We start from the raw sequence: 13001 nt of genomic DNA on the forward strand, positions 1-13001 counted from the left end.
TGTTCCATCTTGGCGCCATCGCCACACAGCGAACCGCCGACACCTGCTCAAGGAATTCCTGCATGTTGGTCGTAACACTAGGAGGCAGTCCCAGCCAGCGCTCCCGCTCCGGGGTCTTGCTGGAAAAAACCCGTCAGTGGCTGCAACACAAAGGCGTGGAAGTAGTGAGTTACCAGATACGGGACTTCCCGGCTGAAGACCTGCTGCACGCGCGGTTCGACAGCCCCAAGGTCATCGACCTGCTGGAGCAGGTAGCCAACGCCGACGGCCTGGTGATCGCCACGCCGGTGTACAAGGCCTCCTTCTCCGGTGCGTTGAAAACCGTGCTCGACCTGCTGCCCGAACGGGCCCTGGCCCACAAGGTGGTGCTGCCGATGGCCACTGGCGGCAGCATCGCGCACATGCTGGCGGTGGACTACGCGTTGAAGCCGGTGCTGTCGGCGCTCAAGGCCCAGGAATTGCTCCACGGTATTTTTGCCGAAGACAGCCAGATCGCCTATGGCGAAGGCAACGCCCAGGCGCAATTGGTGCCGGTGCTCGAGCAGCGGTTGCACGAGGCGCTGGACACGCTTTACAGCGCCATGGCCCGTCGCCCAAAACCGCTTGATCCGCATGTGTTAAATGAACGTTTGTTGAGTGCTCGCTGGAGCATTTAAGCCTCACCTGAAACCTGGAAACACTCACCTTACTCAGCCGCCAACGGCCAAGCAGGTGCAGCCAAAACCCCTCATCGCATTTTGGAGAGAGCGCCATGCGCACTGTCATCTTGCGTCGCGGTCTGGTCGCACTGTTTGCTGCGGCCGTGTCCTTCGGCGCCATTGTTCAAGCTCACGCCGCCGAGCCCCTGCGGATCGGCTATCAGAAATACGGCACCTTGGTCCTGCTCAAGGCCAAGGGCACCCTGGAAAAACGCCTGGCCGCCCAAGGCGTGCAGGTGCAGTGGACTGAGTTTCCCGGCGGCCCGCAGTTGCTCGAAGGGCTGAATGTCGGCTCCATCGACTTCGGTGTGACCGGCGAAACCCCGCCGGTCTTCGCCCAGGCTGCAGGTGCCGATCTGCTCTACGTGGCCTACGAGCCGCCGGCGCCGAGCAGTGAAGCGATCCTGGTGCCCAAAGACTCACCGATCAAATCGGTCGCCGAGCTCAAGGGCAAGAAAATCGTGCTCAACAAAGGCTCCAACGTGCACTACCTGCTGGTGCGCGCCCTGGAGGAGGCCGGCCTGAAATACACCGACGTGCAGACCGTATTCCTGCCGCCCGCCGATGCCCGCGCGGCGTTCGAGCGGGGCAGTGTGGACGCGTGGGTGATCTGGGACCCGTATCAGGCCGCCGCCGAGAAACAACTGCAGGCGCGCACCCTGCGTGACGGCACCGGTATTGCCGACAACCATCAGTTCTACCTGGCGACCAAACCCTACGCCGAACAGCACCCCGACGTGATCAAGGCGCTGGTGGAAGAAGTGCGTGCCGTGGGTGAGTGGTCCAAGGCCAACCCGCAGGAAGTCACCGATCAAGTTGCGCCGCTGCTCGGCCTGCCGGCGGACATCACCCTTACCTCGGTCAAACGCCAAGGCTACGGTGCGCTGTTCCTGACCCCGCAGGTGATCGCGGCCCAGCAGAAGATCGCCGACAGCTTCTATCAACTCAAATTGATCCCCAAGCCCTTGAGCATCAAGGACGTGATCTGGACGCCACCTGCCGCGGTGGCTAACGCGCCGTAATCCGACTTCTTCAGGAGACAACTCCATGAGCCTCAATATTTTCTGGTTCCTGCCTACCCACGGTGACGGCCATTACCTTGGCACCGCCGAAGGCGCGCGCGCCGTCGATCACGGCTATCTGCAGCAAGTGGCCCAGGCGGCAGATCGTCTGGGTTTTGGCGGGGTGCTGATCCCCACCGGGCGCTCCTGCGAAGACTCGTGGCTGGTGGCCGCTTCGCTGATCCCGGTGACCCAGCGCCTGAAATTCCTGGTAGCGCTGCGCCCTGGGATCATTTCCCCGACGGTGGCCGCGCGTCAGGCTGCGACCCTGGATCGCTTGTCCGGCGGGCGGGCGTTATTCAATCTGGTGACCGGTGGCGACCCTGAAGAACTGGCCGGCGATGGCCTGTTTCTCAGTCACGAAGAGCGCTACCAGGCGTCGGTGGAGTTCACCCGCATCTGGCGCCGCGTGCTCGAAGGCGAAACCGTGGATTACGACGGCCAGCACATCAGCGTCAAAGGCGCAAAATTGCTTTATCCGCCGATCCAGCAGCCACGACCACCGCTGTACTTCGGCGGTTCGTCGGAGGCGGCCCAGGACCTGGCGGCCGAGCAAGTGGAGATGGTGCTGACCTGGGGCGAGCCGCCGGCTGCCGTCGCCGAGAAAATCGAACAAGTGCGCGCCAAGGCCGCCAAACTCGGGCGCACCGTGCGCTTCGGCATTCGTCTGCATGTGATCGTGCGCGAAACCAATGACGAGGCTTGGAGAGCCGCCGACAAGCTCATCTCCCATCTGGACGACGACACCATCGCCCGCGCCCAGGCCTCGCTGGCGCGTTTCGATTCCGTCGGCCAGCAACGCATGGCCGCCTTGCATGGCGGCAACCGCGACAATCTCGAAGTCAGCCCCAACCTATGGGCGGGTGTCGGTCTGGTGCGTGGCGGCGCGGGCACGGCGCTGGTGGGCGATGGCCCAACCGTGGCCGAACGTGTGAAGGAGTACGCGGCCCTGGGCATCGATACCTTTATTTTCTCCGGTTATCCGCACCTGGAAGAGTCATACCGCGTAGCGGAACTGCTGTTCCCGCACCTGGATATCGAACGGCCCGAAGCGCCGAAAAGCGCCGGCTACGTCAGCCCGTTCGGTGAAATGGTCGCTAACGATATCCTCCCCAAAGCTGCGTCACAAAGCTGAGGCGGCGCCATGAGTATTGAAAAAGTGAGCCATCGCGTGGCGCCCTGGGTGCTGCCGGTGCTGTTGCTGGCGGTGTGGCAGTTGTCGGTGTCGGCGGGTTGGTTGTCGACGCGCATCCTGCCGGCGCCGAGCGCGGTGATCGAGGCCGGGGTCAACCTGGTGCGCAGCGGCGAAATCTGGACACACCTGGCCATCAGCGGCTGGCGCGCGGGCCTGGGCTTTGTGATCGGCGGCGCTATCGGCCTCGCGCTGGGCTTTATCACGGGGCTTTCGACGTGGGGCGAGCGCCTGCTCGACAGCTCGGTGCAGATGATCCGCAACGTGCCGCACCTGGCGCTGATCCCGCTGGTAATCCTGTGGTTCGGCATTGACGAGACGGCGAAGATCTTCCTGGTGGCCCTCGGCACGCTGTTTCCGATCTACCTGAACACCTACCACGGCATCCGCAACGTCGACCCGGCGCTGGTAGAGATGTCGCGCAGCTACGGTTTGTCCGGTTTCAGTCTGTTCCGGCAGGTGATCCTGCCCGGCGCGTTGCCGTCGATCCTGGTGGGCGTGCGCTTTGCCCTGGGCTTCATGTGGCTGACGCTGATCGTGGCGGAAACCATCTCCGCCAGTTCCGGCATCGGTTACCTGGCAATGAACGCCCGTGAGTTCCTGCAGACCGACGTGGTGGTGCTGGCCATCGTGATGTACGCGGTCCTCGGCAAGCTCGCCGACCTGGCGGCGCGTGGCCTGGAACGTGTGTGGCTGCGCTGGCACCCGGCGTATCAAGTGAATAAAGGCGGTGCGGTATGACGGCTCAACAACCTCCGCGCCTGCTCAAGGGCATCCCCCTGGCGGTGCGCAAATTGCGCAAATCGTTTGGCGCTCGGCACGTGCTTAAAGAGATTGACCTGCACATCCCCGCGGGCCAGTTCGTGGCTGTGGTCGGCCGCAGTGGTTGCGGTAAAAGTACTTTGCTGCGCCTGCTGGCGGGTCTGGACAAGCCCAGTGGCGGCGAGCTGCTGGCCGGTTCCGCGCCGCTGAGTGAAGCGATTGAAGACACGCGGTTGATGTTTCAGGAAGCGCGCCTGCTGCCGTGGAAAAAAATCATCGACAACGTTGGCCTGGGCCTCAAGGGCGACTGGCGGCCCAAGGCCTTGGAGGCCCTGGGCGCGGTGGGCCTGGCCGAACGCGCCAATGAATGGCCGGCGGCATTGTCCGGTGGCCAGAAGCAACGCGTGGCGCTGGCCCGCGCGCTGATCCACCAACCACGTCTGTTGCTGCTCGATGAGCCGTTGGGTGCGCTGGATGCCCTGACGCGCATCGAGATGCAGCAACTGATCGAAAACCTCTGGCAAAAACATGGCTTCACCGTGCTGCTGGTTACCCATGACGTCAGCGAAGCCGTGGCGATTGCCGACCGGGTGATCCTGATCGAAGACGGCGAAATAGGCCTGGACCTGATCGTCGACCTGCCGCGCCCGCGGGCGCGTGGCTCTCATCGCCTTGCGGCGTTGGAAGCCGAAGTGCTCAACCGTGTGCTGTCGCTGCCCGGCACGCCGCCCGAACCCGAACCTGTTTCACCGTTGCCGACGCAACTGCGTTGGGCGCAATAACTCACTTGTCCCACGAAGGAAGAACACCATGACTATTAAAGCCATCAACGTGCGTAACCAGTTCAAAGGCACCATCAAGGAAATCGTGGTCGGCGACGTGCTGTCGGAAATCGATGTGCAGACCGCCTCCGGTATCGTCACTTCGGTGATCACCACTCGCTCGGTCAAAGAGCTGGAGCTGGTCATTGGTAGTGAAGTGATTGCCTTTGTGAAGTCCACTGAGGTGTCGATTGCCAAGTTGTAATTCGCGTCGCCCTTGAGGCTGCCATCGGGGGCAAGCCCCCTCCCACAGTTTGATCTGTAAACACATTCAATTGTGGGAGGGGGCTTGCCCCCGATGAGGCCGCCCCAACCAACACAAGGCTCAACGCTTGGGCAGGTAAACCGGCAAATACAGCCCCACATACGCATCGAACACGCGCATCCCTTCCTCGGCCATGCGCGGCGTGATCAGCCCATGCTGATGCACCGAGCGCGCATACACGCGGTCGCTCAACTCCAGCGCCAGCGCGAACACATCCACATCGCCGGGCAGTGTCGGCAGCTCGAAATGGCGGTTGAACACCTTGAACATCAGATCGCCCAGTTCCAGATCATGCTGCCGGTCGGCCTGGGTCACTTCGGTGAGGCCATGCTGCGCCAGGATCAACTGGCGCGCGGCGGCGTCCTGGTCGTAGATGGTGAGCATGCGTTGCTCGACAATGCAGGACAGGTCGCGCCATTGCTTGAGGCATTCATGGTCGATGGGGGCCTGAATCGCCGCGCGAAACGCCCCATGCACATCGGCCGTCAAAGCCTCCAGCAGCGCCGGCACACCGGCGAAAAAGTGATACACCGACGACGGAGGAATCTGCGCGCGTTCGGCCACGCTGTAGATCGACAAACCTGCCACCCCTTCGGCGGCCAGCAGGGTGCGGGCGGCGTCCAGAATCGCATCGATCCGGGCCTGGCTGCGGGCGCGGGGTTTGCGAGGGGCGGTAGCGGTCATGGAAGTCTCCTACAAGGCAGCGGGCATTGTATGAGCAGGAATCTGTGTTGTCTGCCAGGCAGCTATCGGGGGCAAGCCCCCTCCCACATTCTGAAAGCATTCACAGGTCAAAATGTGGGAGTGGGCTTGCCCCCGATAAGACCGACCCGGTCTCTCAGAACAAGCCCATAAAAAAACGCCACAGACCCAAAGCCTGTGGCGTTTTTTTATCGCCGCAACCGCTTACACGGTATGCAGGTACCAGTTGTACTCAAGGTCGGAGATGGAGTGTTCGAACTCTTCCAGCTCGCTTTCCTTGCAGGCGACGAAGATGTCGATGTACTTCGGATCGATGTACTTGGCCATCACCTCGCTGTCGTCCAACTCGCGCAGGGCATCGCGCAGGTTGTTCGGCAGGCTCTGCTCGTTCTGCTCGTAGCTGTTGCCTTCCACCGGTGCGCCAGGCTCGATCTTGTTGGTCAGACCGTGGTGCACGCCTGCCAGGACCGAAGCCATCAGCAGGTAAGGGTTGGCGTCGGCACCCGCTACGCGGTGTTCGATACGCACCGCATCGGCCGAGCCGGTCGGTACGCGAATCGCCACGGTACGGTTATCCAGACCCCAGCACGGCGAGTTCGGCACGTAGAACTGTGCGCCGAAGCGGCGGTAGGAGTTGACGTTGGGGCACAGGAACGCCATCTGGGCGGGTAGGGTCTCCAGCACACCGCCGATCGCGTGACGCAATGCGGCGTTCTGCTCGGGATCCTCGCTGGCAAAGATGTTCTTGCCGTCCTTGTCCAGGATCGAAATGTGTACGTGCAAACCGTTGCCTGCCTGGCCTGGGTAAGGCTTGGCCATGAAGGTGGTGTCCATCTCATGGTCGTAGGCGATGTTCTTGATCAGGCGCTTGAGCAGTACCGCGTAGTCGCAGGCCTTGATCGGGTCGGCCACGTGGTGCAGGTTCACTTCGAACTGCGCCGGGGCACTTTCCTTGACGATGGCGTCGGCCGGGATGCCTTGCTCTTTGGCACCTTCCAGAATGTCCTGGAGGCAGTCGACATATTCGTCGAGGTCGTCGATCAGGTAGACCTGTGTCGAGTGCGGGCGTTTGCCGGAGATCGGCGAGCGGGGCGGTTGTGGTCGGCCGTTCACGTTCTCCTGATCGATCAGGTAGAACTCAAGCTCGAAGGCGGCGCAGATGGTCAGACCGAGGTCGTCGAATTTGCTGACAACCTGGCGTAGTACTTCGCGCGGATCGGCGAAGAAAGGTTCACCTTCCAGTTCGTGCATGGTCATCAGCAACTGCGCGGTAGGGCGCTTTTGCCAAGGTTCATTGCACAGGGTGTCGGGGATTGGATAACAGATTCGGTCAGCATCGCCGATGTCCAGACCCAGGCCGGTGCTTTCCACCGTCGAGCCGTTGATATCCAGAGCAAATAAAGAGGCAGGCAGGTTAATGCCCTTCTCGTAAACCTTGTGGAGGCTGGTGCGTTCGATGCGCTTGCCGCGCACCACACCATTCATATCCGCAATTAGAAGGTCTACGTACAGAACCTCAGGATGATCCTTAAGGAACGCGTTCGCTTCGTTAAGCTGAACGGCACGCGGGGGTACCGACATGATGCAACACCTTTGTTGTTAAAAATATCAATCATTGATCTTTTCTGGTTTCAGTCAACCCGAACGGCATGCCGAAGTCAAGCGAGGCCTTTTTTGCCCTAAAAAAGCGCCGTGACGGCTTTTTTGGGGCTTTTCGGGGCGTTTTTTTCGCTTTGACCGGCTTGGGTACCGCAGGCTTGAGCGGGCCGTGTTGTATTTTTTACGGGGGTGTTGTGTAAAAAAATGAACAAGGCTAAGCTCGATTCAAACCCATAACAGCAATAATACCGGGGTGCTTCATGTCTCGCCTGCCGCCAATCGGCGTCTCGGCCTGCTTCACACAGGCTTTGTCATCTGTTCGTTCTTCCTGCGTGAATGCCCATGCCCCGGCCAATATTCTTGACGCCTCGGCCGACCTCTTTTTCCCCCCTTCACTCACCTCGCCTTCGCCCCTGAAGGGCGCCGACCCTGGGTGCCGCTCATGATTCTGCACAAGTTTGGCGTGAGGAATGCATCTGCGCTCCAAATGGCAGGTAAGCTCCTACCCTGAGTGAAGAAACGACGCGGATGCTGCGTCAACCAACGCCTGGCCTTTAATGGATGCCAGGAAACCCAGCCCAGAGGCATTTATGAGTAACAACCTCGACCAGCTCACCGATTGGTTGAAAGACCACAAGATCACAGAAGTCGAATGCATGATTGGCGACCTCACCGGTATCACCCGGGGCAAAATCTCGCCGACCAACAAGTTCATCGCCGAAAAAGGCATGCGCCTGCCCGAGAGCGTTCTGCTGCAGACCGTGACCGGCGACTATGTCGAAGACGACATCTATTACGAACTGCTCGACCCGGCCGATATCGACATGATCTGCCGCCCCGACCAGAACGCGGTATTCCTGGTGCCCTGGGCCATCGAGCCCACCGCCCAGGTGATCCACGATACCTACGACAAGCAAGGCAACCCCATCGAGCTGTCGCCGCGCAACGTGCTCAAGAAAGTCCTCAAGCTCTACGCCGACAAAGGCTGGCAGCCCATCGTGGCGCCGGAGATGGAGTTCTACCTGACCAAGCGCTGCGAAGACCCGGACTTCCCACTGCAACCGCCGATCGGCCGCTCCGGGCGCCCGGAAACCGGTCGCCAGTCCTTCTCTATAGAAGCGGCCAACGAATTCGACCCGCTGTTCGAAGACGTCTACGACTGGTGCGAGCTGCAGGAACTGGACCTCGATACCCTCATTCATGAAGACGGCACGGCGCAGATGGAAATCAACTTCCGTCATGGCGATGCGCTGTCCCTGGCCGACCAGATCCTGGTGTTCAAGCGCACCATGCGTGAAGCCGCACTCAAGCACGACGTGGCCGCCACCTTCATGGCCAAGCCGATGACCGGTGAGCCCGGCAGCGCCATGCACCTGCACCAGAGCATCATCGACATCGCCACCGGCAAGAACGTCTTCTCCAATGAAGACGGGACCATGAGCGAGCTGTTTCTCAACCACATCGGTGGCCTGCAGAAATTCATCCCTGAGTTGCTGCCATTGTTTGCACCCAATGTGAACTCGTTCCGCCGCTTCCTGCCCGATACGTCGGCGCCGGTGAACGTGGAATGGGGCGAAGAAAACCGTACCGTGGGCCTGCGCGTCCCGGACGCCGGCCCGCAGAACCGTCGTGTGGAAAACCGCCTGCCGGGCGCCGATGCCAACCCGTACCTGGCGATTGCGGCCAGCCTGTTATGCGGCTACATCGGCATGGTCGAAGGCCATAAGCCGAGCGCTCCCGTGGTAGGCCGTGGTTACGAGCGGCGCAACCTGCGCCTGCCGTTGACCATCGAAGACGCCCTGGAACGCATGGAAAACAGCAAGACCATCGAGAAATACCTGGGGCACAAATTCATCACAGGCTACGTCGCGGTCAAGCGGGCCGAGCATGAAAACTTCAAGCGCGTCATCAGTTCGTGGGAGCGGGAATTCCTGCTCTTCGCCGTCTGATGCGCCGGGCGCGCGGGGCAACCCGCGCGCCCTTCACTGAAAAGTCTAGGAGATCGGTATGTCCAGCAACAACCCGCAAACCCGTGAATGGCAAGCCTTGAGCAGTGATCACCACCTGGCGCCGTTCAGCGACTTCAAGCAATTGAAAGAGAAAGGCCCGCGCATCATCACCAAAGCCCACGGCGTGTACCTGTGGGACAGCGAAGGCAACAAGATCCTCGACGGCATGGCCGGCCTGTGGTGCGTGGCGATCGGTTACGGTCGCGATGAACTGGCCGACGCCGCCGCCAAACAGATGAAAGAGCTGCCGTACTACAACCTGTTCTTCCAGACCGCTCACCCGCCGGTGCTGGAACTGGCCAAAGCCATTTCCGACATCGCGCCGGCCGGCATGAACCACGTGTTCTTCACCGGTTCCGGCTCCGAAGGCAACGACACCATGTTGCGCATGGTCCGCCACTACTGGGCGATCAAGGGCCAGCCGAACAAGAAAACCATCATCAGCCGCAAAAATGGCTACCACGGGTCCACCGTGGCCGGCGCCAGCCTGGGCGGCATGACCTATATGCACGAGCAGGGCGACTTGCCGATCCCGGGCATTGTCCATATCGCCCAGCCGTACTGGTTCGGCGAAGGCGGCGACATGAGCCCCGAAGAGTTCGGTGTGTGGGCCGCCAACCAGCTTGAAGAAAAGATCCTGGAAGTGGGCGTGGATAACGTCGGTGCGTTTATTGCCGAACCGATCCAGGGCGCCGGCGGTGTGATCGTGCCGCCCGAGACCTACTGGCCGCGCATCAAAGAGATTCTGGCCAAGTACGACATTCTGTTTATCGCCGACGAAGTGATCTGCGGCTTCGGACGTACCGGCGAGTGGTTCGGTAGCGATTTCTATGGCCTCAAGCCGCACATGATGACCATCGCCAAGGGCCTGACCTCGGGGTACATCCCCATGGGTGGCCTGATCGTGCGCGATGACGTGGTGGCCGTGCTCAACGAAGGCGGCGATTTCAACCATGGCTTCACCTACTCCGGTCACCCGGTGGCGGCGGCGGTGGCGTTGGAAAACATCCGCATCATGCGCGATGAACAGATTGTTAAACGTGTGCATGACGAAACGGCACCCTATTTGCAGAAACGTCTGAGGGAGCTGGCGGATCACCCTCTGGTAGGTGAAGTGCGTGGCGTCGGCATGCTCGGTGCGATTGAACTGGTGCAGGACAAGGCCACGCGCAAGCGTTACGAGGGCAGGGGTGCAGGCATGATCTGCCGCACGTTCTGCTTCGAAAATGGCCTGATCATGCGCGCCGTGGGCGACACCATGATCATTTCGCCGCCACTGGTGATCAGCAAGGCGGAAATCGACGAACTGGTCACCAAGGCTCGCCAGTGCCTGGACCTGACTTTGGCGGCATTGCAGGGCTAAATGCTAGGCTCAGTGCGCAGTGCACCGAGCGGTTATAAATGTAGGGGCTTTGGTTGAAAGCCGGCCCCTGAACTTGCCAGACTGTCGCCCTGTTGTGTTGCCCTTTGGCTGGGCTGCGGAACATACATAGCGTGTGGCCCAAAAAAGAAAAATTGGAGCATTACCAAATGAAGGCATTAGGTTTGAAGAACGCGGGCAAGACCCTCCTCGCCTTGTCCCTGATGGGCGCGATGGCGGGCGCGGCACAGGCGGACGATAAAGTGCTGCACGTCTACAACTGGTCCGATTACATCGCACCGGACACCATCGCCAACTTCGAAAAAGAGTCGGGCATCAAAGTGGTGTACGACGTGTTCGACAGCAACGAAACCCTGGAGGCCAAGTTGCTGGCCGGCAAGTCCGGGTATGACATCGTCGTACCGTCGAACAACTTCCTGGCCAAGCAGATCAAGGCCGGCGTTTATCAGGAGCTGGACAAGTCCAAGCTGTCCAACTACGACAACCTGAACAAGTCCCTGCTCAAGGCCGTGTCGGTCAGTGACCCGGACAACAAGCACGCCTTCCCTTACATGTGGGGCTCGATCGGCATCGGCTACAACCCGGAGAAGGTCAAGGCTGCGCTGGGCGTGGACAAGATCGACTCGTGGGACACGCTGCTCAAGCCTGAAAACATCGCCAAGCTCAAAAGCTGCGGCGTGAGCTTCCTCGATTCGCCAACCGAAATGCTGCCGGTCGCACTGCATTACCTGGGCCTGCCGACGGACACCCAGAAAAAAGACGACCTGAAGAAAGCCGAAGAGCTGTTCCTGAAGATCCGTCCTTCGATCGGCTACTTCCACTCCTCCAAGTACATCTCCGACCTGGCCAACGGCAACATCTGCGTGGCCGTCGGTTACTCGGGTGACATCCAGCAGGCCAAGTCCCGCGCGGCTGAAGCCGGTGGCAAGGTCAAGGTGGCGTACGACATTCCTAAGGAAGGCGCCGGCAGTTTCTATGACATGGTCGCCATCCCTAAAGACGCCGAAAACGTCGACGCGGCCTACAAGTTCATGAACTACCTGCTCAAGCCGGATGTCATGGCGGCTATCACCAACAGCGTGCGTTTCCCTAACGGTAACGAGAAGGCGACCGCACTGGTCGACAAGGACATTACCAGCGACCCGGGCATCTACCCATCGGCGGATGTGCAGGCCAAGCTCTATGCCATTGCCGACTTGCCGGCCGCGACCCAGCGTGAAATGACCCGCAGCTGGACCAAGATCAAGTCGGGCAAGTAAGCCTTAAAACCTGTGGGAGGGGGCTGGTCCCCTCCCGCACATTAATTAAATGACAGAAAGTTTTGCCGGATCGGTTTATCGAGGGTAAGTTGCGCGCCGGTTTTGTTGCCGGGCAACAACTTTGGGCCCAACTATTTAAGAGGACCTCCACTTGCCAATTTCTTTATTCAGCAAAGCCATGCTGGCGGCTGCAGGCATCACGCTGAGTGTCAGCGTGCAGGCTGCACCGACCGTGCATATTTATAACTGGTCGGATTACATCGGCACCGACACCCTGGTCAATTTCGAAAAAGCCAGCGGCATCAAGCCTGTGTATGACGTGTTCGATTCCAATGAAACCCTGGAAGGCAAGTTGCTGGCCGGTCATACCGGTTACGACGTGGTGGTGCCGTCCAACCACTTCCTCGGCAAGCAGATCAAGGCCGGGGCGTTCCAGAAGCTCGACAAGTCACTGTTGACCCATTACGCCAACCTCGACCCGGCACTGCTCAAGCGCCTGGAAAAGAACGACCCCGGCAACCAGTACGCCGTACCGTACCTGTGGGGCACCAATGGCATCGGTTACAACGTCGACAAAGTCAAAGAAGTGCTGGGCGTCGACCATATCGACTCCTGGGCCGTGCTGTTTGAACCGGAAAACATGAAAAAACTCGCCACCTGTGGCGTGTCGTTCATGGATTCGGCGGACGAAATGCTGCCGGCGGTGCTCAACTATATGGGGCTGAACCCTAACAGCACCAACCCCGAGGATTACAAGAAGGCCGAGGAAAAGCTGCTGAAAGTGCGGCCCTACGTGACCTATTTCCATTCGTCCAAATACATCTCGGACCTGGCCAACGGCAATATCTGCGTGGCTGCCGGGTTCTCCGGCGATGTGTTCCAGGCCAAGGCGCGTGCCAGCGATGCCGGCAAAGGCGTGAACATCGCTTACGTGATTCCCAAAGAGGGCGGCAACCTGTGGTTCGACGTACTGGCCATCCCCAAGGATGCCACCAACGTCAAGGAAGCCCACGCCTTCATCAACTATTTGCTGCAGCCTGAGGTCATCGCCCAGGTCAGCGACGTCGTCGGTTACGCCAACCCTAACCCAGGGGCGGACAAACTGATGGAGCAATCGATACGCACTGACGAAGCGGTTTACCCACCGCAGGCGGTTCTTGACCGCACGTTCGTCAACTTCGAGCTACCCCCGAAGGTGCAACGTTTAATGACCCGTAGCTGGACCAAGATCAAGACGGGCAAGTAAGGCTCA

12 protein-coding genes are annotated in these 13001 nt (G+C 60.2%); 10 read left to right on the plus strand and 2 right to left on the minus strand.

All coding sequences use genetic code 11. The features are described 5' to 3' along the window. Nucleotides 1-62: 62 nt before the first annotated feature. The 6 genes from ssuE to QRN10_RS12910 all read left to right on the plus strand — a co-directional run bounded on the left by ssuE (nt 63) and on the right by QRN10_RS12910 (nt 4739). Nucleotides 63-656, plus strand: a complete 594-nt coding sequence (gene ssuE, locus QRN10_RS12885) for an NADPH-dependent FMN reductase (protein ID WP_181076421.1) — start codon at nt 63-65, stop codon at nt 654-656. 95 nt (nt 657-751) lie between these two features. Then, nucleotides 752-1720, plus strand: coding sequence for a sulfonate ABC transporter substrate-binding protein (locus QRN10_RS12890; protein WP_181076422.1), 969 nt, complete (start codon nt 752-754; stop codon nt 1718-1720). Nucleotides 1721-1745: 25 nt separating this feature from the next. After that, on the plus strand, nt 1746-2894 hold the full coding sequence (gene ssuD, locus QRN10_RS12895) for an FMNH2-dependent alkanesulfonate monooxygenase (protein WP_181076423.1): 1149 nt from the start codon (nt 1746-1748) through the stop codon (nt 2892-2894). Nucleotides 2895-2903: 9 nt separating this feature from the next. After that, complete coding sequence (ssuC, locus tag QRN10_RS12900; protein WP_181076424.1) at nt 2904-3692, plus strand: aliphatic sulfonate ABC transporter permease SsuC; 789 nt, start codon at nt 2904-2906, stop codon at nt 3690-3692. After that, nucleotides 3689-4495 (plus strand): aliphatic sulfonates ABC transporter ATP-binding protein, encoded by an 807-nt coding sequence (gene ssuB, locus QRN10_RS12905; protein WP_253509740.1) that lies wholly within the window; start codon nt 3689-3691, stop codon nt 4493-4495. Before ssuC ends, ssuB begins: the two co-directional genes overlap by 4 nt. Nucleotides 4496-4523: 28 nt before the next feature. Then, nucleotides 4524-4739 carry a TOBE domain-containing protein gene (locus tag QRN10_RS12910; RefSeq protein ID WP_003176783.1) on the plus strand — a complete coding sequence of 72 codons (216 nt, stop codon included), beginning with the start codon at nt 4524-4526 and terminating at the stop codon, nt 4737-4739. Between the two features lie 120 nt (nt 4740-4859). On the opposite strand, the gene QRN10_RS12915 is transcribed toward QRN10_RS12910, so the two are convergent. Together QRN10_RS12915 and QRN10_RS12920 are read right to left on the minus strand one after the other, a co-directional pair. Next, the gene (locus QRN10_RS12915; protein WP_285428499.1) at nt 4860-5483 is read right to left on the minus strand and encodes a TetR/AcrR family transcriptional regulator; all 624 of its coding nucleotides are present in this window, start codon (nt 5481-5483) and stop codon (nt 4860-4862) included. A gap of 222 nt (nt 5484-5705) precedes the next feature. Then, nucleotides 5706-7082, minus strand: coding sequence for a glutamine synthetase family protein (locus QRN10_RS12920; RefSeq protein WP_034101359.1), 1377 nt, complete (start codon nt 7080-7082; stop codon nt 5706-5708). Nucleotides 7083-7690: 608 nt separating this feature from the next. On the opposite strand from QRN10_RS12920, the gene QRN10_RS12925 reads away from it, so the two are divergent. The 4 genes from QRN10_RS12925 to QRN10_RS12940 all read left to right on the plus strand — a co-directional run bounded on the left by QRN10_RS12925 (nt 7691) and on the right by QRN10_RS12940 (nt 12995). Next, nucleotides 7691-9049 carry a glutamine synthetase family protein gene (locus QRN10_RS12925; RefSeq protein WP_181076427.1) on the plus strand — a complete coding sequence of 453 codons (1359 nt, stop codon included), beginning with the start codon at nt 7691-7693 and terminating at the stop codon, nt 9047-9049. Nucleotides 9050-9107: 58 nt separating this feature from the next. Then, nucleotides 9108-10472 (plus strand): aspartate aminotransferase family protein, encoded by a 1365-nt coding sequence (locus tag QRN10_RS12930; protein WP_253509738.1) that lies wholly within the window; start codon nt 9108-9110, stop codon nt 10470-10472. A 182-nt stretch (nt 10473-10654) separates the two neighbouring features. Next, a complete protein-coding gene (locus QRN10_RS12935; RefSeq protein ID WP_181076585.1) occupies nt 10655-11749 on the plus strand; it encodes a polyamine ABC transporter substrate-binding protein in 1095 nt (364 codons plus the stop codon). A gap of 151 nt (nt 11750-11900) precedes the next feature. Continuing rightward, nucleotides 11901-12995, plus strand: coding sequence for a polyamine ABC transporter substrate-binding protein (locus QRN10_RS12940; RefSeq protein WP_181076430.1), 1095 nt, complete (start codon nt 11901-11903; stop codon nt 12993-12995). Nucleotides 12996-13001: the final 6 nt, after the last annotated feature.

The organism is Pseudomonas sp. lyk4-R2A-8 (assembly GCF_030209095.1).
Lineage (GTDB): Bacteria > Pseudomonadota > Gammaproteobacteria > Pseudomonadales > Pseudomonadaceae > Aquipseudomonas > Aquipseudomonas quebecensis.

What these genes read in the sequence shown, in the direction of transcription:
- ssuD (WP_181076423.1), top strand. Translation starts at nt 1,746, where the DNA reads ATGAGCCTCAATATTTTCTGGTTCCTGCCTACCCACGGTGACGGCCAT.
- QRN10_RS12890 (WP_181076422.1), top strand. Translation starts at nt 752, where the DNA reads ATGCGCACTGTCATCTTGCGTCGCGGTCTGGTCGCACTGTTTGCTGCG.
- QRN10_RS12925 (WP_181076427.1), top strand. Translation starts at nt 7,691, where the DNA reads ATGAGTAACAACCTCGACCAGCTCACCGATTGGTTGAAAGACCACAAG.
- ssuC (WP_181076424.1), top strand. Translation starts at nt 2,904, where the DNA reads ATGAGTATTGAAAAAGTGAGCCATCGCGTGGCGCCCTGGGTGCTGCCG.
- ssuE (WP_181076421.1), top strand. Translation starts at nt 63, where the DNA reads ATGTTGGTCGTAACACTAGGAGGCAGTCCCAGCCAGCGCTCCCGCTCC.
- QRN10_RS12930 (WP_253509738.1), top strand. Translation starts at nt 9,108, where the DNA reads ATGTCCAGCAACAACCCGCAAACCCGTGAATGGCAAGCCTTGAGCAGT.
- QRN10_RS12920 (WP_034101359.1), bottom strand. Translation starts at nt 7,082, where the DNA reads ATGTCGGTACCCCCGCGTGCCGTTCAGCTTAACGAAGCGAACGCGTTC.
- ssuB (WP_253509740.1), top strand. Translation starts at nt 3,689, where the DNA reads ATGACGGCTCAACAACCTCCGCGCCTGCTCAAGGGCATCCCCCTGGCG.
- QRN10_RS12910 (WP_003176783.1), top strand. Translation starts at nt 4,524, where the DNA reads ATGACTATTAAAGCCATCAACGTGCGTAACCAGTTCAAAGGCACCATC.
- QRN10_RS12915 (WP_285428499.1), bottom strand. Translation starts at nt 5,483, where the DNA reads ATGACCGCTACCGCCCCTCGCAAACCCCGCGCCCGCAGCCAGGCCCGG.